This is a genomic window from Microbacterium sp. MPR-TSA4 (genome assembly GCF_058792815.1).
This window is the reverse complement of record NZ_JBXAFF010000004.1, coordinates 92,965-117,480: the sequence shown is the minus strand read 5'-3', so window position 1 is coordinate 117,480 and position 24,516 is coordinate 92,965. Positions and strand designations below refer to the sequence as shown.

The following is a 24,516-nucleotide window of genomic DNA, read 5'->3' as shown; positions in this document are numbered from 1 at the left end:
CCGCGCAGGATCAGTGCTCGGCGGATGCCGGTGGCTGCGCGGACGACGCGAGCACCGGCATCCGCCGATTCACGACCTGCGGGATGACGATCCCGTGCAGGAGGATGCTGCCGACGACGGTGAGGACCATCACCGCGAGGACGTCGTAGGCCTCGGTGTCGGGGAGCTTGTTGAAGGCGAGCAGGCCGAAGACGATCGTCGCCGTGCCGCGCGGACCGACGAAGCCGACGAACGTGCGCGAGCCCCACGACAGCGACGAGCCGAGCAGCGCCGCGTACACGGGGACGACGCGGAACAGCGTCAGGGCGAGCACGACGATCACCAGCAGACGCGCGTCGAAGCCGTTGAACACGACGACCGTCGTCATGGCGCCGAGGACGAACCACACGATGTTGGCGGCGAGGGTGCCCGCCTCTTCGACCAACAGCACCTCCTGGTGCGGGATCGTGCGCTCGTCGGTCCGCCGCGTGCGGGCCAGCCGGTACACGATGCCCGCGACGAAGGCCGCGACGAACCCGTTCGCCGCGACGGCGCTGAGCGTGGCGACGCCGAACGTGATCAGCGGCACGAGCAGCATGACGTAGCGGATGCCGGGCGCATCCGCCCAACCGCGACGCGACGCCCAACGGACGCACAACCCGAACACCCCGCCGATCACGGCGCCGACGACGATCGCGAACAGGGTGGCGGGCACCGCCCCGAAGAAGGCCTCGAAGAACTCACCCATGCGCTCCTCGAGCTGCGCCTCGTTCTCCGCGGACAGCGTGTCGGAGTTCACGGCCGCCAGGATCGTGGGCCACGCGATGGCCGCGGCCAGCCCCATGCCGAAGATCGGCGAGACGAGACCGTCGTTGTAGCCGCTCTCGACGTTGAGGATCTGCCGGATCCGCGCCGGGATCCGCGGCGAGCGCAGCAGCGTCGCGGCGGGGGCGAAATCGGTGGGCATGATCACGCAGGCGATGACGATGAGCACGAAGACGCTGAGCTGCGGCAGCAGGAAGACGCCGCTGAGCACGACGGCGAGCAGCGACAGCGGCAACGCGATGAGGACGAGGCGCGCGATGATGCGGCCCTCGCCGCCGAAGACGCCGCCGCTCACCTCGCAGGCGTCGACGAACAGCAGCACGGCGAGGATCAGCTCGACCACGTGCTCGGCGGAGTCGCTGCCCACGGCATCGGCGAAGCCCGTCACGTCGATCAGCACGAGCGCAGCCCCCGCGACCGCGAGGACGGCCGGTCCGGCGACGCCGGTGCGCTCGAAGCGATGGGCGACGACCGACCAGAGCCCGATCACGACGAAGCCCAGCAGGAAGATCAGCGGCACCGTTCACCCTCTCGTCGCGCGGGGTGAGCACGCCCCGGTTCGGGGATCAGTCTGCCAGTCGTCGCCTCAGTCGGTGACGATCACCGAGAGCACGTTTCCCGCGGGGTCGCGGAACCACGCGATGTCGGGGCCGCGTCCGCGCGAGACGCCGCGCTCATCGGTGCCGAAATCCGGGTCGGTGTAGATCTTGGTCACCACGCCCGCCGCGTTCAGCGCGTCGACCGCAGCGTCGATGTCGTCGACCACGAGGTTGAGGACGGTGAACGCAGCCGGTCGGTGATCGGGCTTCGGGTAGGCGATGACCCGGCCTCCTCCGGGGAGGTCGATGTCCAGGATTCCCATCGCGTTGCGATGCACGGCGAGGCCGAGCACGTCACGGTAGAACCCCTCCGCGGCATCGATGTCGTCGACGGAGAACCCGGAGAAGGCGGAGGCGAACGCGATCATCTGACACTCCCGAAGTGGATGCGGCGGCGCTCTCAGCATCGACCTCCGGCGAGGACCGCGCAAGACCCTCAGCGCTCGACGAGGATCCCATCGGCATCCGCCCACACGTGCGCGCCGGGGCGGAACACGACGCCGGCGATCTCCACCGGCACATCGAGCTCGCCGATGCCCGCCTTGGCGCTCTTGCGGGGGTTCGAGCCGAGGGCCTTGACACCGAGATCGAGCGTGCCGATCGCGACCCGGTCGCGGATCGCACCGTGCACGATGAGGCCGGCCCAGCCGTTCTCGACCGCGGATGCCGCGATCAGGTCGCCCACGAGCGCCGACTCCAGCGAGCCGCCGCCGTCGATCACGAGCACGGCGCCGTCGCCGGGGGTCGCGAGCGTCGCCTTGACGAGGGCGTTGTCACGGTGGCAGCGGATCGTGCGGATCGGGCCGTCGAACGCCGCCCGTCCGCCGATGTCGTGCAGCTGCAGGGCGAGGGAGTCCAGCGCGTCGCCGCGCTCGTCGTACAGGTCGGCCGTCGCGATGGTCATGGGGCCACCGTAGCGACCGGCACAGGCCCCGGTGCCCTCGGCATCCGAGGAAGATCCGCGGTCCTTCCGCGGACGGCAAAAGCCGGCGCCTTCTCGGCGGGAACAGATCGCGTGTGCATACGGTTGCATCGACCGGGCCGATGGCGTCCCACCGACAAACCGTCCTTCATCCTTCTTCAGGAGACGACCATGAGCACCATCGCCGCACACCCCGCCGACACCGACGCGCCGATTCTCGACGTCCTCGCCGAGCGCTGGAGCACCCGCATCTTCGACCCCGCGACGCCCATCGACGAGGACGCGCTCGCCAGCGCGCTCGAGGCCGCCCGCTGGGCGCCGTCCGCCAACAACACGCAGCCGTGGCGCTTCGTGGTCGCCCGCCGCGGCTCGGCCGCGCACGCGCAGATCGTGGACGCCCTGATGGGCTTCAACCAGTCGTGGGCCACGGATGCCGCTGCCCTCGTCGTGTTCGCCTCGTCGGCCGCCCTCGACGGCAAGCCGCTGCCGTGGGCCGCGTACGACACCGGCCAGGCCGCCGCGCACTTCACGGTGCAGGCGCACGCGTCGGGCCTGCACACGCACCAGATGGGCGGCTTCGACCGCGACGCGATCGCCGCGGCGTTCGGCTTCGGCGACGACATCGTCGCCGTGACCGTGATGGCCGTCGGCGCCCTGGGCGACATCGACGCCGCCCCCGAGGCGCTGCGCGAGCGCGAGCTGGCCCCGCGCGTGCGCCGTCCGATCGCCGAGTCGCTGATCGCCAACGACTGACGCGCGGCGTGCGGCCTCCGCCGCGCCCGCTCCGCGAGAAACCACTCCCCGCACGAGAAACACGTGCAGGAGTGGTTTTTCGCATCTGCAGGTGTGTCTCACCCGCGCGGGTGATCAGCGCGGCGGCGGGTTGAGGTCGGGATGCGTGATCACGACGAGCGAGTAGGGCTCGCCGTCGACGTCCGGCGGGCGATCCTTGTACTCGTCGAGCAGCGCCGTGACGCGGCGGTCGAGCTCGTCCTTCGCCTCCGCGTTCAGGCGCAGGCCCAGCCACGCGAGCTGCACCGTCTCGGGATCGGCGAGCGCGACCTGCTGCCGCACGGTCTCCATCATGATCGGCACCCCGTCGTCCATGGCGGCGTCCCAGGATCGGCCGGTCGCCAGGTACGGGACCTCCCGCGCCCCCTGCGCGCCGGCGCGAGCGGGCTGAGGCTGCAGGAAGCCGGCGTCGACCAGAGTGCGGACGTGATGCAGCATCGTGCCGGGATTGGCCTCGAGCAGGTCGGCGAGCTCCTTGTTGGTGCGCGCGTCGAATCGGCACAGTCGCAGGATGCGCATCCGCAGCGGGGAGCTGAGTGCTCGCGCGGCCGCGCGGCCGGAGACGTCGTCCATGCGCCTCATCCTAGCCACTGATTGACTTTCCCAATCAGTGGCCCATACTGATTGACATGTCCCAATCGGATGCCGCGGCGCCGGAGACGATCCCCGCGCCGACCCCCGCCGGTCACGGCGGTTCGCTGTGGCGCGACCGCAACTTCCTCACGATGTGGTCGGGGCAGGCGCTCAGCCAGTTCGGCGCGCAGGTCGTCGAGCTGGCGATCCCCGTCCTCGCCGTGCTCCTGCTGCACGCGACCGATGCCCAGGTCGGCTATCTCACTGCGGCGGCGACGGCTGCCTTCCTCGTCGTGGGGCTCCCGGCCGGCGCGTGGATCGACCGCATGCGCAAGCGTCGCGTCATGATCGTGGCCGACGGCGTCCGGGCGCTCGCCCTCGCCGTCATCCCGCTGCTGCATCTGAACGGACGTCTCGAGATGTGGCACCTCTACGCCGTGGCCCTGACCGTCGGGGTCGCGACCGTGTTCTTCGACGTGTCCTACCAGAGCATCGTCCCCTCGCTCGTGCGCGGGGACCAGATCGCCGAGGCCAACGGCAAGCTGGAGTCGACCAATCAGCTCGCCGGACTCGCGGGCCCTGCGGCGGGCGGGTGGCTCGTCGGCATCCTCTCGGCGCCGTTCGCGATCGCGGCGACCTCGCTCACGTACGTGCTCTCCCTCGCCTCCCTGGCCTTCACGCGGGACCATGAGGTGCTCCGCTCCCCGGTCGACCGCGCGCCGCTGCACCGCGAGATCGGGGAGGGTCTGCGATGGGTGCTGGGACACGGACTGCTCCGGCGGATCGTGGCGACGACGGCGATCTCGAACCTCTTCTCGACGATCGTCTTCACTCTCGTGCCGATCTACGTCCTGCGCGTGCTCGGGTTCTCGCCCGCGGCGATGGGCCTGCTGTTCTCGCTCGGCGCGGTCGGGGGGCTGCTCGGGGCCGCCCTCTCCGGCCGCATCGCCGCGCGCGTCGGCGAGGCACGCGCCATCCCGCTGAGCGCCATCGGGTTCTCGCTGGCGACGATCCCGCTGCCGCTCGCGGCGCTGCTGCCCTCGGGTCCCGCCTTCGTGCTGCTCGCCGCGCAGTGGGCGGCCATGAGCTTCGCCGTCGTGCTCTACAACATCACGCAGGTCACGTTCCGCCAGCGCATCACCCCGCGGCGCCTGCTGGGGCGGATGAACGCCTCGATCCGCTTCTGCGTCTGGGGGGTGATGCCGCTGGCCGCACTGGCCGCCGGGGCTCTCGGCACCGCCATCGGCACCGTCCCCACGATCTGGATCGGCGCTCTCGGCGCGCTGCTGTCGGCACTGCCCGTCGTCATCGGCCCGTTCTGGCGGATGCGGACCCTCCCCGCGGACGCCGCCTGAGTCGGCGGACCCGGGCGTCGTCAGTCGTCGAGCAGCTCGGCCTCGATCACGTCGTCGTCGGATGCCGCGGCATCCGTGCCCTCGTCGGGCGCCGCTCCCGCGCTGGTGAGCACGAGGCTCGCACCGTCGGCCGCGACGTCCACCCGCACCAGGTCGCCGTCGCGCACACCGCCCGAGAGCAGCGCCATCGCGAGACGGTCCTGGATCTCGGACTGGATGAGCCGGCGCAGCGGCCGCGCACCGAAGATCGGGTCGTAGCCGCGCTCGGCGAGCCACGCGCGGGCGTCGGGCGTGACCGCCAGCGTCAGCCGGCGATCGCGCAGGCGCCGCTGCAGCGCGTCGACCGACAGCTCCACGATCTGAGCCAGGTCGTCCTGGCTCAGCGCCTGGAACATGACGATGTCGTCGAGGCGGTTGAGGAACTCGGGGCGGAACGCCGTCCGCACGAGGGCCATCACCTGCTCGCGCTTCTGCGCGACCGACAGCGTCGGGTCGATGAGGATCGGCGAGCCGAGGTTCGACGTCAGGATCAGGATCGTGTTCGTGAAGTCGACCGTGCGCCCCTGCCCGTCGGTGAGGCGGCCGTCGTCCAGCACCTGCAGCAGGATGTCGAACACCTCGGGATGCGCCTTCTCGACCTCATCCAGCAGCACCACCGAGTACGGACGGCGCCGGACGGCCTCGGTGAGCTGACCGCCCTGCTCGTAGCCGATGTATCCCGGAGGGGCACCGACGAGCCGCGCGACCGAGTGCTTCTCGCCGTACTCGCTCATGTCGATGCGCACCATGGCGCGCTCGTCGTCGAACAGGAACTCTGCGAGCGCCTTGGCGAGCTCGGTCTTGCCGACGCCGGTCGGGCCGAGGAACAGGAACGAACCGGTCGGCCGGTTCGGGTCGCTGATGCCGGCGCGCGAGCGGCGCACCGCGTCGGACACCGCCTTCACGGCGTCCTTCTGCCCGATCAGGCGCTTGCCGAGCTCGGCCTCGAGGTGCACGAGCTTCTCGCTCTCGCCCTGCAGCAGGCGCCCGACGGGGATGCCGGTCCACGCCGCGATGACGGCGGCGATGTCGGCATCCGTGACCTGGTCGCCGACCATCCGCTCGCCGCCCTCGGCGGCCTCCGCGTTCTCGGCCTGCGCCACCTGGCGCTCCAGCGCCGGGATCTCCGCGTAGTACAGCCGCGACGCCTTCTCGAGGTTGCCCTCGCGCTGCGCCCGCTCGGCCTCGACACGCGCCTGGTCGAGGCGCGTCTTGAGGTCGCCGACCGCGTTGAGGGAGGCGCGCTCGCGCTCCCACCGCGCCTGCAGCTCGTCGAGGCGCGCCTGCTCGACCTTCAGGGTCTCGCGGAGCGTGGCCAGCCGCTCCTTCGACGCGGCATCCTTCTCGCGCTTGAGCGCCAGCTCCTCCAGCTTGAGCCGGTCGACGTGGCGGCGCAGCTCGTCGATCTCCAGCGGTGCGGAGTCGATCTCCATGCGCAGCCGCGACGCGGCCTCGTCGATCAGGTCGATGGCCTTGTCGGGGAGCTGACGGCTCGGGATGTAGCGGTTCGACAGGGATGCCGCGGCCACGAGCGCCCCGTCGGCGATCGCGACCTTGTGGTGCGCCTCGTAGCGCTCCTTCAGGCCGCGGAGGATCGCGATCGTGTCCTCCACGCTGGGCTCACCGACGTACACCTGCTGGAAGCGGCGCTCGAGCGCGGCATCCTTCTCGATGAACTCGCGGTACTCGTCGAGCGTCGTGGCGCCGATCAGGCGCAGCTCGCCGCGGGCGAGCATCGGCTTGAGCATGTTGGACGCCGCGACCGACCCCTCGCCGCCGCCCGCGCCCATGAGCACGTGCAGCTCGTCGATGAAGGTGATGATGCGACCCTCGGACTCGGTGATCTCCTTGAGGACGCTCTTGAGGCGCTCCTCGAACTGCCCGCGGTACATCGCGCCGGCGACGAGCGCGGAGATGTCGAGGGAGACGAGCTCCTTGTCCTTCAGCGACTCCGCGACGTCGCCCGCCACGATGCGCTGGGCGAGGCCCTCGACGACGGCGGTCTTGCCGACGCCGGGCTCGCCGATGAGGACGGGGTTGTTCTTCGTGCGGCGGGTGAGCACCTGGCTGACGCGGCGGATCTCGCTGTCGCGTCCGATCACCGGGTCGAGCTTTCCCTGCCGCGCGCGGTCGGTGAGGTTGATCCCGAACTGCTCGAGGGCGCTCTGCTGCTCCTCCTGCCCGGGCTGGGGCTGTGCGTTCATCGTTTCTCCTTGAAACTCGTGAGGAAATCTGCGAGGCTCAAACTTGAGCCATCTAGACTCAACTTTATCAAAACGTGATGCGGGCGGCAAGGGGGCGGCAGATGGGGACTCCTCCCCATCGCGATGCCGTGCGGGGCCGCTTAAAGTGACGACGTGGCCGATCTCGTCGTCAACACGGAGAACCTCCGAAACCTCGCCAACCAGCTCGCGACCGTCCACGGCACCCTCACCGCCGCGGACGGCGACGCGCGCGACCTGGCGGGCATGATCCCGCACGCCGGGCTCGCTTCCGCCGTCGACTCCTTCACCTCCGGGTGGGACCGGCGCCGCAAGGACCTCGCCGATCGCGTGGACCAGCTCCAGCAGCGCGCCGACGGCGCGGCGGAGGCGTTCGACGGCGTCGACGGCCAGCTGGCCGACAAACTCACGGACGGGAGCGACGGATGACAATGGCACCCCTCGGCGGCGATGTCGCCGGCATCCGCGGGCACGCCTCGCGGTACAGCTCGACCGCCCGTGCGGTGTCGGACGCGGTCGAGATGCTGCAGGCGGTGATCGACGCGTCCGCGCAGGAGACGAGCGAGGCCGTCGAGGCCCTGGCCGGCACGATCGGCGACACGAAGACCTATCTCTCCCGTATCCGGGAGCGCTACGAGGTCGCCGGCTCCGCGCTGGCCACCTTCGCGGACGAGCTCGAGCAGGCGCAGCAGCAGGCGGCGTCCGCGATCTCCGCGCACGACGACGCGCAGCGCCGGCACACCTACGCGCAGCGCAACCTCTCGGAGGCCCGCGAAGCGACCCGACAGACGGTCGATCCCGGCGAGCTCGCCGAGGCCACGGATGCCGCGCGGCGGTACTCGTCGCTGAGCACGACGGCCGCGACCGACCTGTCGCAGGCGCAGGCCGCGTACGACGCCGCCGTCGAGCGCGTGCAGCGCGCCGGCGACACGGCGGCCTCGACGATCTCGCAGACGGTGTCGAGCGACGAGCTCAACGACTCGGCCTGGGACAACGTGCTGGATTGGGTGAACCAGAACGCCGAGTGGCTGAAGGTCGTCAAGGACGTGCTGACCATCGTGACCGCGATCGTCGGCGTGCTGTCGATCTTCTTCCCCGTCCTGGCCCCCATCGCCCTCGGCCTGGCCGTCGTGTCGATGGGACTGAGCTTCCTCTTGGCGTCGTCGGGCGACGGGTCGTGGTTCGACTTCGCACTCGACGCGATCGGCGTGCTGACCTTCGGCGTCGGCACGGCCGCCCTGGCCGGCATCAAGCTCGGCACCGTCGCCCTGCGCGGCGGCCGCGCCGCGACGCTCGCCGTCCGCAGCCCCGGAATGGTGTGGGGCAACGGCGCTCGCCAGGTCGTCGGCAATCTGCTCGACCGCGGCCTGGTGGGCTCGATCCGCCAGCCGCTGCGCATGGTGGCCGAGGAGAGCGCGAGCGTGCTGTCCGCGCGGCCGAACCTGGCACAGGTGGTGACGCGCTGGGGCGACGACGCCATCAAGGGCATCCGCGAGTCGGACAGCATCATCATCTCCGAGTTCGACCAGATCGCCGCGCAGGCCCGACTCGGCGCCGGGGGAGCCGTCGACGACCTCGTGACGAGCAGCGTCGACGGCCTGAAGGCCGTGGTCGGGACCACGGGCAAGATCGGCTCGGCACTGGACGGCTACAACGTGCTCGGCATCGGCATCAAGCTGGGCGACCAGATCGTGCACGGCGTCGAGGATCAGACGGGGGTGCAGACCCCACTGGGCACCCTCACGACGGGCCTCAACGAGGTGTACGGATTCGTTCCCGGCCTCTTCGAAGCGCCGATGGGGGCGGACTGGCGCACCCCCTCCGCCCCGTGAGGCTGCAGCGCCAGGTGGCGTGGGAGGCCCGCTTCGGCGACGGCCTCTTCGTCGCGACGATCCTGTGGATCGTGTTCGGAGCCCTGCCGACGATCGGGCTGCTCATCGGGCAGCTCGTCACCGGTGCCGTCGTCGAGAACGGGAGCGTGCCCGACGGCTTTCCTGCGTTCATGCCGCCGTGGTGGGCGGCGTACCCCCTGACACTGCTCCTGGTCGTGCTGGCGCTCGGCTCCCTGCCATTGCCCCTGCGTGGCGCGCGGGCGACGACACGCAGCACGCTTCTGACGGTGCTCGTGCTCAGCGTCAGCACCACGCTGGTCATCGCCGCCGCGACCGCCGCGGCCGAAGCCCACCAGGGCCGCGTCAACTTCTTCGGCGTCGACACCCTCGTCTTCATCCAGTTCTTCCTCATCCTCCTCACCGTCGCGCGCATGCTCCTGAGCGCGATGCGCCTGCTGCCGCGACCGTGGCGGGAGTACATCGACGAGGACGGCACCGTGGTGGCGCCGAAGGAGATCGTGCGTCGCGCCCCGCGCCGCCCGTGGGACTGGAATCGGGACCGGGCGCAGCGCCGCCCTCCGAGACCGCGGAGGACACCGTGACCGCGAAGGACACCGAGACCGCGACGGGCACCGTGACCGAGATCGCTCCCCCGCGCTACCGGCTCGTGCTGCCGCCGGGGTTCCTGCTCATCCCCGTGGCACGCTCGACCGACGCCGAGATCGCCGACCTCGTCCGTCGGCACTACCGCGACCTGCCGCGCGACAGCTACGGCCCGCAGATCGACAGGACCGCCGCCCAGCTCGTCGCCTCGGCCCGCAGCGCGCGCAACGCGGGCGTGCTCGACCTCATCGTCCCGATGGGCGTGCCGTGGCGCGCGCCCGTGTCTCTCGCGGTCGCGATCAGCACCGGCCCGGCACCGACGACCCCCGAAGACGAGGAGGCGTCGGCATCCGAGGTCCGCGAGAGCGTGACCACCTCCGCCGGGCAGGCCGAACGGGAGACGGCACGGTTCGCGGCGCCCGCCGACACCGCGGAGATGGCACCTCTCCTGCGCCTGCGTTTCGCCTGGCCGATCCCCGGCACCGACCGCCGGTTGCGCGCGGTGTGCACGGTCAGCGGCACAGCCGACCCGCAGCTCGCCCCGATCGTCGACGCCCTGGCGGAGCTCGGCGACCTTCTGCTGCGCACGCTCCGCTGGGACTGAGAGGACCCTCATGGCCATCGACATGGACTACGACCTGGACCGGTGGGTCTACGTTCCGAACGTGTTCCCCTGGGAGTCGTTCGCCGACGAGGAGCAGTGGGCGGATGCCGTCGCGCGCGCCTTCGGCGGAGACGGACCCACGGCCGCGCCGGCCGAGCTCGTCGACTGGCTGCGCGCGTACCTCGTGGGCGCGGTGCGCAACAACCGGTCGGGCACCATCCGCTTCGTGCACCTGCCGAACATCACCGCACCGCACGCGATCGTCGACGTCTACGACCTGCCGCGCCGCGAGGACGTGGCTCTGACCGACCTCACCCATGAGAACCAGGGGCCCGCCGTGCGCGAGCCCGAGGTCGTCCCGTTCGCCTCCGAGACGCTGGGGACGGGCACGAAGTCGACGCGGTGGATCCGCACTGCGGGTGACACGATCGTCCGGGCGACCAACTGGGTGTGGCGCACTCCCGAGCGCGACATCGTTGTGCTGACGGCCGGCTCGGATTTGCCGCTGGCCGAAGCGCTCGACCCCGTGGTCGACGAGCTGGCACGCAGCATCCGCCTGGCCTGACGCCGACGGTCAGGACGCCATCGCCGCCATCGACTCCTGCGCCGGCGTCGCGCACGTGAAGCGCGCGCGGTAGGCGGTCGGGGTGAGCCCGAGGGTGCGCGCGAAGTTCTGCCGCAGCACCGCCGCCGAGCCGAAGCCGCAGGCGGCGGCGATGGCGTCGAGGCCGAGATCGGTCTGCTCGAGCAGTCGCTGCGCGTGGATGATGCGCTGGCGCCCCAGCCACGCGGCCGGGGTCGTGCCGTAGTCGGCCTTGAACCGCCGGGCGAACGTCCGCGGCGACATGTGCGCACGGGCGGCGAGCTGATCCACCGACAGGTCGAGGGTGAGGTTCTCCAGCATCCATTCGGTGACCGGCGTCAGCGACAGCGACGTCGACTCGGGCAGCGGCTTGGCGATGAACTGCGCCTGCCCGCCGTCGCGCTGGGGAGGCACGACCATGCGGCGCGCGATCGTGTTGGTCATCTCGGCGCCCAGCTCGATGCGCAGCAGGTGGAGACATGCGTCGAGGCCCGCGGCGGTTCCCGCGCTCGTGATGATGCGGCCGTCCTGCACGTAGAGCACGTTCGCGTCCACGTCGATCTCGGGGTACATCGCGGCCATCGTGTCGGCGTAGCGCCAATGGGTCGTGGCCCGGCGGCCGTCGAGCACGCCCGCGGCGGCCACGACGAACGAGCCGCTGCACACCGTCAGCACCCAGGCGCCGCGCTCCACGGCGCGGCGCACGACGGCCGCGACCCGCTCGTCCACGTGGGCCCACTGCTCGCGCGGGATGGGCGTGATGACGACGAGGTCGGCCTCGTCGGCGAACGTGAGGTCGTCGTCGACGTTGATCGAGAAGCGCAGGTTGCTGGGCACGGCGCCCGGATCGGGCGCGACGACGCGGAAGTCGAAGCTGGGGATGCCGTCGTCGGACCGGTCGAGGCCGAACGCCTCGCACGCGAGCCCGAACTCGAACGGGGCGAAACCGGGCTGAATGACGCAGGCGATGGTCTTCATGGCAGGAATCCTACTCTCTTGAGCAGTCCTGCCACTCGTGGCAGAACTAAACCCAGCGTAGCTTTTCTGCCATGCTTGCTGTGATCATCCCCCTCGCGACCCTCTCGCTCATCGCGATCGGCGCCACCGTCCGCGCGCTTCTCACCGACGGCCACAGGCAGGTGCCGACGGACCCGAACCGGCTGCCGTGACTGGCCGGCCGCAACTCCTCCACCGCGGGGCGTGACGCCCCTGATCCGCGCCGATCCGACCCGCGGAGGGTCGGAGTGGAGGAGTTCGGGACGCGCCGCGCTCAGCGACCGCGGGCGACGCCGGAGACCCGGGTGACCGCGTCGAGCAGCACGTTCGCCGACCGCTCCCAGGAAAACCGCGCGATGTGGTCCGCGCCCGCCGCGATCACGGCGTCGCGGCGCACGGGATCGTCCAGCTCGCGCACCGCGGCGGCGAAGGCCGCGGCATCCGTGCCGGGGGCGTACAGCGCGCCGCCGCCCGCCACCTCGCGGAAGATCGGCATGTCGGTCACAACGGCCGGCACCCCGAGTGCGAGCGCCTCGGCGACCGGCAGTCCGTAGCCCTCATCGAGGGATGCCGACACCAGCACCGCCCGGTCGGCCAGCAGGGCGGCGTACTCGGCATCTGTGACGCCGTTGTGGAAGCGCACCGTCCCCCCGCGACCGTCGGCGAGGCGCTCGAGCTCGGCGCGCCGCTCGTCGGAGATGCGCGACAGCAGGTGCAGCGTGCGCCCGGGCAGCTCCGCCATCGCGCGGATGAGCGTCTCGACGTTCTTGTAGCCCATGAAGGAGCCCATGTAGACGAGGTTCTCCGCGCCCGGCTCGACGCCGACGCCATCCGGCAGCAGCGCCGCGAGACGCTGCGGGGCGTTCGGGATCACGACGACGGGCCGCGTCGTCAGCCGCACCCGGGCGAACTCGGCGGCGCTGGTCTCGCTCACCGTCGCGACGGTGTCCGCGGCGTTCAGGGTGAGGCGCTGCGGCACGTAGGACAGGTGGAACAACCGCCAGCCGACACGCACGTACCAGGGGAGGTTTCGCGGCGGGGTGCGGTGGCGGTAGTAGATCGTGTCGTGCAGCGTCAGGATCAGCCCGAAGCGCCGGCCGAGCGTGCCGATCGTCTGCATCGGCGAGAAGACGGCATCCGGGCGGTACCGGTTGAGCACGAGCGCCGTGAGCGGCTCCCGCACGGCGGTCGGGGCGTGGATGCGCAGTGCACGTGCGCCGTCGGGGAGGAACGCGCGCTGCGCCTCGTCGTGGATGAGGTACGCGATCTCGACATCGCGCTCGGGCGCGAGGGCGGCGACGGCGGCCGCGAGCTCCGCGGAGTAGCGGCTGATGCCGTCGTGGAAGTCGGTGCGGATGTAGCGGGCGTCGAACAGCAGGCGCATCTCAGCCGCCGATCGGTTCACCGCGATACAGCTTCTCGAAGGTGTCGAGCGTCTTCTCGATGTCGTGGATCTCCACGCCGTCGAGCGATGCCTGCTGCATCCGCAGGTACTCCTCCGGCGAGGCCGTGAGCACGCGCCGGAGCTTGTCGGCGAGGTCGTCGACGTCGCCCGGCTCGAACAGGTAGCCGTTCTCGCCGTCGCGCACGAGGTGCGGGAGGGCGACGGCATCGGCGGCGACGACGGGCAGGCCCGAGGCCATCGCCTCCATCGTCGCGATCGACTGGAGCTCGGCGATCGAGGCGATCGCGAAGACGTCCGCACGCGTGTAGGCGGCGCGCAGGTCGTCCTCTTCGACACGTCCGTAGAACGTGACCCGATCCTGGATGCCGAGGCGCTGCACGGCCTGCTCGAGGGCGCGGCGCTGGTCGCCGCCGCCGACGATGTCGAACGTGATCTCGGGCAGCTCCGGCGCGAGCTTCGCGACCGCGGCGAGCGTCACCTCGACGTGCTTCTCGGTGGTGAGCCGTCCGACGAACAGCACGCGGCGGTGGGTGCGGGGGGTCAGGTCGGGCGTGTAGTTGCGCTTGTCGATCCCGCAGCTGATCGGGATGACGCCCTGGATGTCGATGGTGCTCTCGAGGAACTCCGCCGCCTTGCGCGTGGGGGTGGTGACCGCACGCGACATGTCGAAGGTGCGCTTCGCGTCGTCCCACGCGAGCTTGACGACCACCTTGTCCAGCAGCGGCGGCAGGGTCGTGAAGTCGAGGATGTTCTCGGCCATGACGTGGTTGGTGGCGACCACGGGGATGCCGCGTTGACGGGCGATGCGGGTCAGCGCGCGCCCGAGCACGATGTGCGACTGACTGTGCACGACGTCGGCCGGCACCTCGTCGAGGAGCTTGCGGGAATAGTGCTTCGCCATCCACGGCAGCACGAAGCGCAGCCAGTCGTGCGGAGGCCAGCGCCACCCCGGCGGGCGGTGCACGGTGATCTCCTGACCCTCGATCGTCTCCCGGAACGTGCCGTGCACGGAGTGCTTCACACTCGGCGTCATGATGTGGACGTCGTGGCCGCGCCCGGCGAGTCCGGCGGCGAGGCGCTCGGCGAAGCGGGCGGCGCCGTTGACGTCGGGGCTGAAGGTGTCGGCGGCGATGACGATCGTGAGCGGCCGATGCAGGGGGGTCGGGTCGTCGGGTGTCGCGGATTCGGTCACGGGGTGCGGGGCCTATCTGTGCGGCGGCGGCGAGACCGCGGATCGCGGAGCCGCCGGCGTCGAGTCTACCCGAGGGCCTTCTCTGGCCCGGGAGGAGCCGCGCCGCGTAACGTGGTGCCATGGCTCGACTCACCGCGGATGCGGACCCGGCTCGCTGGGTCGCCGTGACGGACTCCTTCGGCTTCTCCGGGCGTCGCGCCCGCAAGAAGGCGATCCGCATGCTGCTCGGCCAGGCGAACGCGGCCGTCGGCGCGCAGCCCCGGCCCGGCGGCGGGTTCGCGGCCTGGGCGATGAGCCAGGCCGCTCCCGCCCTGATGCGCAAGGCGGCCGGGCGCGTGCTCGTCTGGGTGTGGAAGTCCGATCCCGAGCTCGTGGTCGTCATGGCGCAGATCCAGCAGCTGACGCCCCAACTGCGCACCGCACGGGCGATGATGCCGATCGAGTACGACGACACCGAGAGCTTCCGCGGCACCTACCTCGGCGTCGGCGAGCGGCTCGTCATGCCGACGCCCCCGACGCGCGAGGGGGGCACGACGCCGCCGCCGTTCGCGACCTACACGTGGGACACGGGCACGCACCTGGTCACCGTCACGGCGACCGGCGGAGACCGCGAGCGGTTCGGCACGGTGGTGCCGGCCGTCGACGACCTCGCGCGGTCGCTGCGGGTCGTGGACGACCTGTCGGTCGGCGAGAGCGCCACGGTGCTCCGCATCGACCCGGCATGATCGCGCTGGAGCCGGCGGACGGGCCGGCCGACCCGCCGTCCTCGCGCCCGCACACGGGGGTGCTGGGCGGCGGGGTGTTCCGCTACCGGTTCCGTCCGGCCGACGGCGTCGTCACCGTGGTGGTGCCGGGACTCGACGAGGTCGCGTGCACGGACGACACCGTGCTGCACTGGGCCTTCTACGCCGACGGGGATGCCGCCGTGCACGCCCCGTGGGCCGCGCTGGCGGTGACCGTCGACGCCCGCAGCGGCGAGGACCGGCTGAGCGTTGACCCCCGTGTGCGTGATCGATACGACTTCCCGATCGCCGCGGAGGCGCAGTTCGCGGCCCGGTGGAGCCTGCCCGAGCAGTGGAATGCCGACAGTGTCGGCCTGGCGCCGTTCGCCGGACGCACGGCGGCGGTCGAGGTGATTCTGGGCGCGCCGGGCCTGACCGGCGTCGACGAGGTCAGCGGCTACGTCGAGGTGCGCGTCGAGCGGATGCCGCACGGGGACCGTTCCCCCGCCGAACGCGTCGACACGCGTCGTGGTTCGCACGCGGGCGACCGGTTCTCGCGGGGGAACACGATCCCGGCCGTCGCCGTCCCGCACGGGTTCACCTTCCTCGTCCCGGCCACCGATGCCCGCGACCAGCGCTGGCCCTACCGCCCCTTCGTGCACGACGACGATGCGGGACGGCGCCTGGAGGCGGTGCAGTTCTCCCACCAGCCGAGTCCGTGGATCGGCGACCGCGGGGTGCTCCAGATGATGCCGTTCGACGGCTCCCCCGCCTCCGCCCCGGCCCGCCGGCGGCGATGGATCGCGCCGGGCTCGGAGCGCGCGCACCCGCATGTGTGGATGGCGAGCCTCGACGGCGGCCTGCGCGTGGAGGCGACGGCGACCGACCACGTGGGGCTCTTCCGGGTGCGCGCGCCGCGCACCGATGGGGACGTCGGACTCGTGATCGACCAGCCGGGTCGCCACGGCGCCCTGACCGCGACGGCGGACGCCGTGCACGGCTGGGTCGGCGAGGGCGATGCCGAGTGGGGAAACGGCGGCCGGACGTTCTTCGTGGGCGTCGTGCGGACGACATCCGGGCGGGCGGGCCGCCTCGACGACGACGGACGCGGCGACCGGGCCGGCTTCGTCGCGGGCCGCGGCGAGCTGGAGCTGCGCATCGCGATCTCGTTCGTCTCGCTGGCGCAGGCTCGCCGCTCCCTCGCGCTGGAGGCGCCGGAGCACCTCTCCTTCGATCAGCTGCGCGAGCGCACCCACGCCGCCTGGAACACCGTCGTCGATCGCGTGCGGATCCCCGACCTGCCGGCATCCGAGCGCCCGTTCCGCGGGCTCGCGCACGACGACTCCCGCGCGCAGCTGGCCTCGGCGCTGTACCGGCTGCACCTGTATCCGAACGCGGCCCACGAGAACGCGGGCACGGCGGAGCAGCCCGCACCGGTGTACGCCGACCCGTTCGTCCCGTCCGGCCCGCACTCGGCCGAGGCGACCGGCGCGCCGGTCGTGGCGGGACGCCTCGCCGTCAACAACGGCTACTGGGACACCTACCGCACCGCCTGGCCGCTGTTCTCGCTCGTCGACCCGGACGGGGCGCGACGACTGCTGGACGGCATCCTCGAGCAGCAGCGGCGCACCGGGTGGATGCCGCGGTGGTCGGCGCCCGGATACGTCGACGCGATGGTCGGCACCTCCAGCGATCAGATCCTCGCGGACGGCGAGCGCTGGGGGCTGCTGGACGATGCGGAGGCGGCGTTCGCCTCGGGGTGGCGCAACGCCGGGGAGCGCGCACCGGACGCGCGCCGCGGACGCAAGGGCATCGGCCGCGGCCGCTTCCTCGGCTACATCCCCCGCGACACGCACGAGGGCATGAGCTGGAGCGTGGAGAACGCGATCAGCGACGCCGCGCTCGCCCGGCTCGCCCGGCGGCTCGCGGCGCGGACCCCGGAGCCGTCGGCATCCCGCTACGACGCCCTCGCCCGCTGGCTCGCCAACCGCTCGCTCTCCTACCGGCAGCTCTTCGACCCCGCCGTGGGCTTCTTCCGGGGGCGGGACGCCGACGGCGCGTTCCCGGGCGGGCGATTCGATCCGCGCGTCTGGGGCGGGGACTACGTCGAGACGAACGCGTGGGGCATGTCGGTCAGCGCGGTGCACGATCCGGCGGGGCTGGCGCAGCTGTACGGCGGACCGCGGGGACTGCGCACCCACCTCGATCGGCTGTTCGCGGAGCCGGAGACGGCCGACCGGGCCCACGCCGGCTCCTACCACCAGGTCATCCACGAGCAGCGCGAGGCCCGGGCGCTGCGCAGCGGGATGTGCGCCGTCTCGAACCAGCCCGCGCACCACATCCCGTACATGTACACCGCGAGCGACGAGCCCTGGCGGGCGGGTGGGGTGGCGCACGGACTCGCGCGCCGGCTGTTCACCGGCGGCCACATCGGCCAGGGCTTCCCGGGCGACGAGGACAACGGCGAGATGAGCGCGTGGTGGCTCTGGGCGGCGCTCGGCCTCTACCCGCTCGACCCCGCCTCGGGCGCGCTCGTCATCGGCTCGCCGCTCTTCGACGACATCTCCGTGGCGCGCTCCGACGGCTCGCGCCTGCGCATCCGCACGCGGCGGAGCGGTCCGGACGCCCACGTGCTGCGCTCGGCACGGGTGAACGGGATGCCGCTCGGCGCGCCGACGCTGCCGGTCGAGGTGCTCGCGGGCGACGTCGAGCTGGAGCTGGATGTCGGCGAGGTCCCGGAGGGAGCGCTCTGGACGGCGCCGACGCCGCCGGCCGCGCCCTGGCACCGTGATCTCACGGGCACCGCCGGGCGCGCCCTCCGCTCCCGCGGGGTCTGGTTCGCCGGACGACTCTTCGACGACGGCGCGGCGCGCGGCGACCGCGGCGTGCGTCTGCGCACCGGGGCGTGGGCCGGGTGGGCGTTCCCGGCGACGACCGTCGTGACCGATGCGACGGTGACCGCGGTCGGCGCGGTCGAGGCCGACGCTCTGCAGTGGGAGGCGAGCGAGGATGCCGTGTCGTGGCGGCCCGTCGCGGTGACCGCACCGACGGCCCTGGCCCCCGACCGGACCACCCCGTTCCGCTTCGCCGAGCGGGTGCACGCCCGCTTCCTCCGGGTGCGCGCCCGCCAGTCGGTGCGGCTGCGGCAGATCGAGCTGTTCGACCTGGGCGACGCGCGCTGACGCGCCTGCAGACGGCCGCTAGGGTGGCCGCATGAGCGAGAGGGAGCGCCGCCGGCGGCCGCTGTCGCCGCGTGTGCTGCGGTGGGAGGACCGGACGGCCTGGCCGATGTTCGCCCTGTCGCTGGTGTTCTTCGCGGCGTGGGTCTGGAGCCTGGCGGACACGAAGCTGACCGTGCACCAGCAGAACCTCCTGGTGGGACTGATCGGCGTCCTGTGGATCGTGTTCATCGCCGACATCGTGGTGCGCCTCGCGATCTGCGGGTCGCCGCGCGAGTTTCTGCGCACACGATGGTTCGAAGCGGTCGCGCTGGTGATCGTCTACTTGCGTCCGTTCGTGATCCTCGCCTACCTGTGGCGGCTGCCGTGGTTCCGCGCCAGCGCCTCGCGGCAGCGGCTGCGCCTGGTGATCCTCGTCTCGATCTTCACGCTGCTGTTCGTGTTCACGGCGTCGACGCTCGTGTGGCTCGCCGAGCGGCAGGACGCCCACGCGAACATCGTCAACCTGGGCGATGCGATCTGGTGGGGCTTCTCGACCCTGGCGACGGTCGGCTACGGCGACTTCGTCCCGGTGACACCGCTCGGTCGGACGATCGCCGTGGGGCTCATGATGGGAGGGCTCATCGTGTTGGGTGTCACCAGCGCCACGGTGATCTCCGCGCTCACCGACCAGATGCACCGGGTGGGCCAGCGTCTCCAGCACGAACGCGCGCTCGACGCCGCCCGCGGCTCGACGCCGGGGGACGCCGACGATTCGATGCCATCATGAGCGCATGACCCTCGCTTCCTGGACAGCGCCCACGAGCCGGCAGAGCGCGCACGAGGAAGGCCGCCGCGAGCGCCGACGCTTCCCCCGGAGGATGCTGGCCGAACTGCCGACGCACCGGCGCGACCCCCTCGGCATCCTCTCCGCCCAGAACGCCGCCCGCGTCCCGGAGCTCGTGCCGCTGCGCGACGAGCGCATGTCGGCCAGCCCGTTCGCGTTCTATCGCGGCACCGCGGCGCTCATGGCGGACGACCTCGCGGCGGGGCCGACCAGCGGCATCCTCGTCGCGTCGTGCGGCGACGCCCACGTCGCCAACTTCGGCTTCTACGCCTCGCCCCAGCGCACGCTGGTGTTCGATCTCAACGACTTCGACGAGTCGGCATGGGCCAGCTGGGAGTGGGACCTCAAGCGCCTGGTCGCCAGCATCGTCGTCGCCGGTCAGGCGACCGGACGCGACGACGCCGTCACCGCGGATGCCGCGCGCGCCGCGGTCGTGCGCTACGCGCGGGCCCTCGCCGTCGGTGACACCACGACACCGCTCGCGCGGTTCTACCAGCACTTCGACGCCGCGGGCGGCCTGATCGGCGGCGACAAGGCGTCGCGGAAGGTGCTGCGTGCGGCGATCGCGGACGCCGAGAAGCGCACCGGCGACAAGGCCGTGCGCAAGATGACCGCCCTCGATCCCGACGGCCGGCTGCGCTTCGTGGAACAGCCGCCGACGATGACCCACGTCACCGACGAGATCGTCGCCGCGGTGGATGCCTCCCTCGCCCAGTACATCGCGACCACCCGCGCCGATGTGCAGCTCGTCCTGTCGCACTACTCGCTGTCGGACGTCGTGCGACGCGTCGTCGGCGTGGGCAGCGTGGGCACGCGCTGCTACGTGGCCGTGTTCGTCGACGGCGACGGGGCCGCCCTGCTCATGCAGGTGAAGGAGGCCGGCCGCAGCGTGCTCGAGGAGTACGGGGGCGCCGCGCAGCCCGCCGAGCTCGCCTCGTTCGTGGCGAGCCACGGGCAGGGCGGCCGGGTCGTCGCCCTGCAGCGGATCCTGCAGGGCTCGTCCGACCCGTTCCTCGGCCACTTCCGCGGCGCGAGCACCGACTACTACGTGCGCCAGTTCCGCGACATGAAGGGCGGGATCGACGCGGAGACGCTCGAGGACGCGCCCTTCCGGCTCTACGCCCAGGCGTGCGCCACGGTGCTGGCGCGCGCCCACGGCCAATCCCCGAACGCGGCGCGCGTGGTCGGGTACCTCGGCTCGGGGCGGGCCGCCGCGGAGTCCATCGTGGAGTGGGCGTACGGATACGCGGCGCTCTCCCGCACCGACTACGGCGCCTTCGTCGACGCCGTCGGCGCCCGCACCGTCTAGTCGCCGCTACTGCTCGGGATCGGCGTCCGCCGCGGGCAGCGGTCGCCACAGGACGACTTCCGTCGCCCGGCGCACGCGCGTGCCGTGGCGGAGGGTCACGACCGACCCCGTCGCCCCCGCCGCGAAGACGCGGGAGCGACGGGCGAGCTCCTCCTGTAGCCGCTGCTCCAGCTCGGCGACGCGTCGGCGCAGGCCGCGCGCCTCGTTCTCGAGCTCGATCAGCCGCGAGATGGCCGGCAGGCTCATGCCCTCGGCCGAGAGCGCGGCCACCTCGCGCAACTGCTTGACGTGACGCAGCGAGTAGCGCCGCGACCCGCCCTGGGTGCGGCCGGGGACCACCAGCCCCAGCCGGTCGTACTGGCGGAGGGTCTGCGGGTGCATGCCGGCGAGCTCGGCGGCGACGGCGATCGCGAAGATCGGGGCCTCCTCGTCGGGCTGCTCGTCGCTCATCGTCACTCCCGGGCCTTGGCCATGAGGTCGGCGCGCGGATTCTCCTTCGGCTCCAGCTCGTGGAAGCGCTCCAGCGCCTCCTTCGCCTGGTCGTCCAGGTGCGCCGGGACGGCGACCTGGACCTCGGCGAGCAGATCGCCCGTGCCCTTCGCGGTGTGGACCCCTCGGCCCTTGACCCGCAGCACGCGACCCGACGGGGTGCCGGGCGCGACGCGGAGCTTCACGGGATCGCCGCCGAGCGTCGGCACCTCGATCGTCGCCCCCAGCGCCGCCTCCGTGAAGGTCACCGGGACGGTCACGCGCAGGTTGAGCCCGTCACGCGTGAACACCGGATGCGGCCGCACGGTGACGCTCACGACGACATCGCCCGCCTCGCCGCCGTCGGGCGACGGCCGTCCGCGTCCGCGCAGCCGGATCTTCTGGCCGTCGGAGACCCCGGCCGGGATCTTCACCTTGAACGGCTTGCCGTCCTCGCCGGCGAGCGTGATGGTCTCGCCCTTGACGGCGGTCTGGAAGTCCAGCGTGGTGCGCGCGGTGACGTCGGCACCGCGCTGCGGACCGCCGTAGCCGCGGAATCCGCCGGTCGACTGACCGAAGCGTCCCGAGCCGAAGCCGCCGCCCTGGCCGAACATCGAGAACAGGTCGTCGAAGTCGGCCGACTGCGCCGATCCGCGCGACTGGCCGAAACGGCTGAAGACGTCCTCGAACCCACCGGCACCCGCGCCGGGCGCCTGGAAGCGTGCGCCTCCGGCGCCCATCGCGCGGATCTGGTCGTACTCCTCGCGCTGGGCCTTGTCGGAGAGCACGGCGTACGCCTCGCTCATCTCCTTGAACTTCGCCTCTTTCGCCGGGTCTCCCTGCGTGGAGTCCGGGTGGTAGGTGCGCGCGAGCTTGCGGTACGCCTTCTTCAGGTCGGCCTCGGACACGTCCTTGGAGACGCCCAAGACCTTGTAGAAGTCCTTGTCGAACCAATCCTGACTGGCCATGGACACCTCCTCCCGTCAGTCGGCGGAACCGGCGACGACGACCTTGGCCGGTCGCAGTTCGATCGTGCCCAGGCGGTAGCCGACCTCGACGACATCGAGGATGGTGCCGTCCTCGACCCCGCCGGGGTTCGGGGCGTGGAAGATCGCCTCGTGCTGCTGCGGGTCGAAGGCCTCGCCGGCGACGCCGTAGGTCTCCACCCCGAGGCGGGCGACGACGGCGCGCAGCTTCTCGGCGATCGCCAGCAGCGGCGAGCCCTCGACCAGATCGCCGTGCTTCTCGGCACGGTCGAGGTCGTCGAGCACCGGCAGCAGTCCCTTGGCGACCGAGCCCTTCGCGCGGGCGATCTCCACCTCGCGCTGCTCCTCGGTGCGCCGTCGGTAGTTGGCGTACTCGGCCTGCACCCGCTTGAGATCCAGCAGCAGGTCGCGGTCCTCGGGGGATGCCTCCGCCACCGCGGCCTCGTCCGTCTGCGCCGTGTCGAGGATGTCGTCGACGGTCAGCGCGTCGCCGTCATCCGCGGCCCCCTGCGAGTCGGGGCCGGAGGCGTGCGCCTCCGACCCCTCGTCACCGGGGACTTCGTCGATCGGCTCTTCGAAGTCCTTGTTCGTCATGGCTCGATTCTCTTACTTCTTCTCGTCCTCGTCGTCGACGACCTCGGCGTCGATCACGTCCTCCTCGGGGTTCGGCACGCTGCCGTTGCCCGGGTCGGCCACCGTGGGGTCGCCCTGCTCGCCCGCCGCCTGCGCCGAAGCGTAGATGGCCTCGCCGAGCTGCTGCTGCGACGCGTTGAGCTTGTCGAACGCATTCTTCACGGCATCCTCGTCGTCACCGGCGAGCGCGGTCTTCAGCGCGTCGACGTCGGCCTGGACGGAGGTCTTCACCTCGGCGGGGAGCTTGTCCTCGTTGTCCTTGATGAGCTTCTCGATCGAGTACGAGAGGGTCTCGGCCTGGTTGCGGACCTCGGCGGCCTCGCGGCGCTTCTTGTCCTCGGCGGCGTGCTCCTCGGCCTCGCGCACCATGCGCTCGATGTCGTCCTTGGGCAGCGACGAGCCGCCGGTGATCGTCATCGACTGCTCCTTGCCGGTGCCCTTGTCCTTAGCGGACACGTGCACGATGCCGTTGGCGTCGATGTCGAAGGTGACCTCGATCTGCGGGATGCCGCGGGGAGCCGGCGCGATGCCGGTCAGCTCGAACGTGCCCAGCGGCTTGTTGTCGCGGGTGAAGTCGCGCTCGCCCTGGAAGACCTGGATCGCGACCGACGGCTGGTTGTCGTCGGCGGTCGTGAAGGTCTCGCTGCGCTTGGTCGGGATGGCCGTGTTGCGCTCGATGAGCTTGGTCATGATGCCGCCCTTGGTCTCGATGCCGAGGCTCAGGGGGGTGACGTCGATGAGCAGCACGTCCTTGCGCTCACCCTTGAGGACACCGGCCTGCAGGGCGGCGCCGACGGCGACGACCTCGTCCGGGTTGACGCCCTTGTTGGGCTCCTTGCCGCCGGTGAGCTGCTTGACCAGCTCGGTGACCTGCGGCATGCGGGTCGATCCGCCGACGAGCACGACGTGGTCGATGTCGCCGACCTTGATGCCGGCCTCGGCGATGACGTCGTTGAACGGCTTCTTCGTGCGGTCGAGGAGGTCCTTGGTGAGGTCCTCGAACTTGGCGCGGGTGAGGGTCTCCGACAGCGACACGGGGCCCGAGTCCGTCAGCGACAGGTAGGGCAGGTTGATCGAGGTGCTCGTCGAGCTCGACAGCTCCTTCTTGGCCTGCTCGGCCGCCTCCTTCAGACGCTGCAGCGCGATCTTGTCGCCCGAGACGTCGACGCCGGTGGTGTCCTTGAACTGCTTGATGAGGTAGTCGACGACGCGCTGGTCCCAGTCGTCGCCGCCGAGGCGGTTGTCACCGGCGGTGGCGCGCACCTGGATCGTGGAGAAGTCGTCGTCCTTGCCCACCTCGAGCAGGGACACGTCGAACGTGCCGCCACCGAGGTCGAAGACGAGGATGAGCTCGTCCTCCTTGCCCTTGTCCAGGCCGTAGGCGAGAGCGGCGGCGGTGGGCTCGTTGATGATGCGCAGGACGTTGAGGCCCGCGATCTCACCGGCATCCTTCGTCGCCTGACGCTCGGCGTCGTTGAAGTACGCGGGGACGGTGATGACGGCGTCGGTGACGCTGTCGCCCAGGTACTCCTCGGCGTCGCGCTTGAGCTTCTGGAGGATGCGCGCGGAGATCTCCTGCGGGGTGTACTGCTTGCCGTCGATCGACTGGGTCTTCCAGTCGGTGCCCATGTGCCGCTTGACCGACGAGAGCGTGCGGTCGACGTTGGTGACGGCCTGGCGCTTGGCGGTCTCGCCGACGAGCACCTCGCCGTCCTTGGTGAAGGCCACGACCGACGGGGTCGTGCGGAAGCCCTCGGCGTTGGCGATGACCTTCGGCTCGCCGCCCTCGAGGACGGAGACGACGGAGTTCGTCGTCCCGAGGTCGATACCCACTGCACGTGCCATTGTGTTCCCTTTCGTGAAACGGATCTG

Annotated in this window: 23 protein-coding genes; 11 read left to right on the top strand and 12 right to left on the bottom strand. The window is 71.5% G+C overall.

The genetic code is table 11. The annotated features are described in order from the left end of the window. Positions 1 to 10 precede the first annotated feature (10 nt). The 3 genes from AC1Q49_RS04110 to rraA all read right to left on the bottom strand — a co-directional run bounded on the left by AC1Q49_RS04110 (position 11) and on the right by rraA (position 2,307). The gene (locus AC1Q49_RS04110; RefSeq protein ID WP_492491033.1) at positions 11 to 1,324 is read right to left on the bottom strand and encodes a cation:proton antiporter domain-containing protein; all 1,314 of its coding nucleotides are present in this window, start codon (positions 1,322 to 1,324) and stop codon (positions 11 to 13) included. A gap of 66 nt (positions 1,325 to 1,390) precedes the next feature. Next, positions 1,391 to 1,771, bottom strand: coding sequence for a VOC family protein (locus AC1Q49_RS04105; protein ID WP_205282065.1), 381 nt, complete (start codon positions 1,769 to 1,771; stop codon positions 1,391 to 1,393). Positions 1,772 to 1,839: 68 nt separating this feature from the next. Then, positions 1,840 to 2,307, bottom strand: a complete 468-nt coding sequence (gene rraA / locus AC1Q49_RS04100; protein WP_492491032.1) for a ribonuclease E activity regulator RraA — start codon at positions 2,305 to 2,307, stop codon at positions 1,840 to 1,842. A gap of 189 nt (positions 2,308 to 2,496) precedes the next feature. Between rraA and AC1Q49_RS04095 the strand changes: the two genes are divergently transcribed. After that, complete coding sequence (locus AC1Q49_RS04095) at positions 2,497 to 3,078, top strand: nitroreductase family protein (protein WP_061782202.1); 582 nt, start codon at positions 2,497 to 2,499, stop codon at positions 3,076 to 3,078. Between the two features lie 114 nt (positions 3,079 to 3,192). Here AC1Q49_RS04095 and AC1Q49_RS04090 read toward each other — a convergent pair whose 3' ends face one another. After that, the gene (locus AC1Q49_RS04090) at positions 3,193 to 3,690 is read right to left on the bottom strand and encodes an ArsR/SmtB family transcription factor (RefSeq protein WP_223849544.1); all 498 of its coding nucleotides are present in this window, start codon (positions 3,688 to 3,690) and stop codon (positions 3,193 to 3,195) included. A 56-nt stretch (positions 3,691 to 3,746) separates the two neighbouring features. Between AC1Q49_RS04090 and AC1Q49_RS04085 the strand changes: the two genes are divergently transcribed. Next, on the top strand, positions 3,747 to 5,045 hold the full coding sequence (locus tag AC1Q49_RS04085) for an MFS transporter (RefSeq protein WP_492491030.1): 1,299 nt from the start codon (positions 3,747 to 3,749) through the stop codon (positions 5,043 to 5,045). 20 nt (positions 5,046 to 5,065) lie between these two features. On the opposite strand, the gene AC1Q49_RS04080 is transcribed toward AC1Q49_RS04085, so the two are convergent. Beyond that, complete coding sequence (locus AC1Q49_RS04080; protein WP_082808061.1) at positions 5,066 to 7,288, bottom strand: ATP-dependent Clp protease ATP-binding subunit; 2,223 nt, start codon at positions 7,286 to 7,288, stop codon at positions 5,066 to 5,068. Between the two features lie 153 nt (positions 7,289 to 7,441). Between AC1Q49_RS04080 and AC1Q49_RS04075 the strand changes: the two genes are divergently transcribed. From AC1Q49_RS04075 to AC1Q49_RS04055, 5 genes are read left to right on the top strand one after another with little or no spacing between them, the layout of a single operon-like run. Next, positions 7,442 to 7,735: a hypothetical protein gene (locus AC1Q49_RS04075; RefSeq protein WP_191009419.1), complete on the top strand. Its 294-nt coding sequence runs from the start codon at positions 7,442 to 7,444 to the stop codon at positions 7,733 to 7,735. Then, complete coding sequence (locus tag AC1Q49_RS04070; RefSeq protein ID WP_492491029.1) at positions 7,732 to 9,138, top strand: hypothetical protein; 1,407 nt, start codon at positions 7,732 to 7,734, stop codon at positions 9,136 to 9,138. The genes AC1Q49_RS04075 and AC1Q49_RS04070 overlap by 4 nt, the downstream gene beginning before the upstream one ends. Further along, entirely contained in the window at positions 9,135 to 9,740 is a 606-nt protein-coding gene (locus AC1Q49_RS04065) for a hypothetical protein (protein ID WP_492491027.1), read from the top strand. Before AC1Q49_RS04070 ends, AC1Q49_RS04065 begins: the two co-directional genes overlap by 4 nt. After that, positions 9,737 to 10,345, top strand: coding sequence for a hypothetical protein (locus tag AC1Q49_RS04060; RefSeq protein WP_492491026.1), 609 nt, complete (start codon positions 9,737 to 9,739; stop codon positions 10,343 to 10,345). The genes AC1Q49_RS04065 and AC1Q49_RS04060 overlap by 4 nt, the downstream gene beginning before the upstream one ends. 10 nt (positions 10,346 to 10,355) lie before the next feature. After that, positions 10,356 to 10,910 carry a hypothetical protein gene (locus AC1Q49_RS04055; RefSeq protein ID WP_060959721.1) on the top strand — a complete coding sequence of 185 codons (555 nt, stop codon included), beginning with the start codon at positions 10,356 to 10,358 and terminating at the stop codon, positions 10,908 to 10,910. 9 nt (positions 10,911 to 10,919) lie between these two features. Here the strand turns inward: AC1Q49_RS04055 and AC1Q49_RS04050 are convergent, their stop codons facing one another. The 3 genes from AC1Q49_RS04050 to AC1Q49_RS04040 all read right to left on the bottom strand — a co-directional run bounded on the left by AC1Q49_RS04050 (position 10,920) and on the right by AC1Q49_RS04040 (position 14,521). After that, positions 10,920 to 11,906, bottom strand: coding sequence for a GlxA family transcriptional regulator (locus AC1Q49_RS04050; RefSeq protein ID WP_492491024.1), 987 nt, complete (start codon positions 11,904 to 11,906; stop codon positions 10,920 to 10,922). Between the two features lie 292 nt (positions 11,907 to 12,198). Continuing rightward, the gene (locus tag AC1Q49_RS04045; protein ID WP_492491022.1) at positions 12,199 to 13,308 is read right to left on the bottom strand and encodes a glycosyltransferase; all 1,110 of its coding nucleotides are present in this window, start codon (positions 13,306 to 13,308) and stop codon (positions 12,199 to 12,201) included. Position 13,309: 1 nt separating this feature from the next. Beyond that, entirely contained in the window at positions 13,310 to 14,521 is a 1,212-nt protein-coding gene (locus AC1Q49_RS04040; RefSeq protein ID WP_060959724.1) for a glycosyltransferase, read from the bottom strand. 119 nt (positions 14,522 to 14,640) lie between these two features. Between AC1Q49_RS04040 and AC1Q49_RS04035 the strand changes: the two genes are divergently transcribed. From AC1Q49_RS04035 to AC1Q49_RS04020, 4 genes are read left to right on the top strand one after another with little or no spacing between them, the layout of a single operon-like run. Next, entirely contained in the window at positions 14,641 to 15,246 is a 606-nt protein-coding gene (locus tag AC1Q49_RS04035; protein ID WP_101305365.1) for a hypothetical protein, read from the top strand. After that, positions 15,243 to 18,425, top strand: coding sequence for a GH92 family glycosyl hydrolase (locus AC1Q49_RS04030; RefSeq protein WP_492491021.1), 3,183 nt, complete (start codon positions 15,243 to 15,245; stop codon positions 18,423 to 18,425). Before AC1Q49_RS04035 ends, AC1Q49_RS04030 begins: the two co-directional genes overlap by 4 nt. A 31-nt stretch (positions 18,426 to 18,456) precedes the next feature. After that, a complete protein-coding gene (locus AC1Q49_RS04025; RefSeq protein WP_060959727.1) occupies positions 18,457 to 19,191 on the top strand; it encodes a potassium channel family protein in 735 nt (244 codons plus the stop codon). A gap of 4 nt (positions 19,192 to 19,195) precedes the next feature. Next, positions 19,196 to 20,557, top strand: a complete 1,362-nt coding sequence (locus AC1Q49_RS04020; protein WP_492491019.1) for a DUF2252 domain-containing protein — start codon at positions 19,196 to 19,198, stop codon at positions 20,555 to 20,557. A 6-nt stretch (positions 20,558 to 20,563) separates the two neighbouring features. On the opposite strand, the gene AC1Q49_RS04015 is transcribed toward AC1Q49_RS04020, so the two are convergent. Genes AC1Q49_RS04015 through dnaK form a run of 4 tightly spaced genes read right to left on the bottom strand, consistent with a single transcriptional unit; the run spans position 20,564 to position 24,489 of the window. After that, entirely contained in the window at positions 20,564 to 21,007 is a 444-nt protein-coding gene (locus AC1Q49_RS04015; protein ID WP_101307131.1) for a heat shock protein transcriptional repressor HspR, read from the bottom strand. A 2-nt stretch (positions 21,008 to 21,009) separates the two neighbouring features. Then, positions 21,010 to 21,993, bottom strand: a complete 984-nt coding sequence (locus AC1Q49_RS04010) for a DnaJ C-terminal domain-containing protein (RefSeq protein WP_060959729.1) — start codon at positions 21,991 to 21,993, stop codon at positions 21,010 to 21,012. A gap of 15 nt (positions 21,994 to 22,008) precedes the next feature. Next, positions 22,009 to 22,605 carry a nucleotide exchange factor GrpE gene (locus AC1Q49_RS04005; RefSeq protein WP_101305361.1) on the bottom strand — a complete coding sequence of 199 codons (597 nt, stop codon included), beginning with the start codon at positions 22,603 to 22,605 and terminating at the stop codon, positions 22,009 to 22,011. 12 nt (positions 22,606 to 22,617) lie between these two features. Continuing rightward, positions 22,618 to 24,489: a molecular chaperone DnaK gene (gene dnaK, locus AC1Q49_RS04000; protein ID WP_101305360.1), complete on the bottom strand. Its 1,872-nt coding sequence runs from the start codon at positions 24,487 to 24,489 to the stop codon at positions 22,618 to 22,620. Positions 24,490 to 24,516 lie beyond the last annotated feature (27 nt).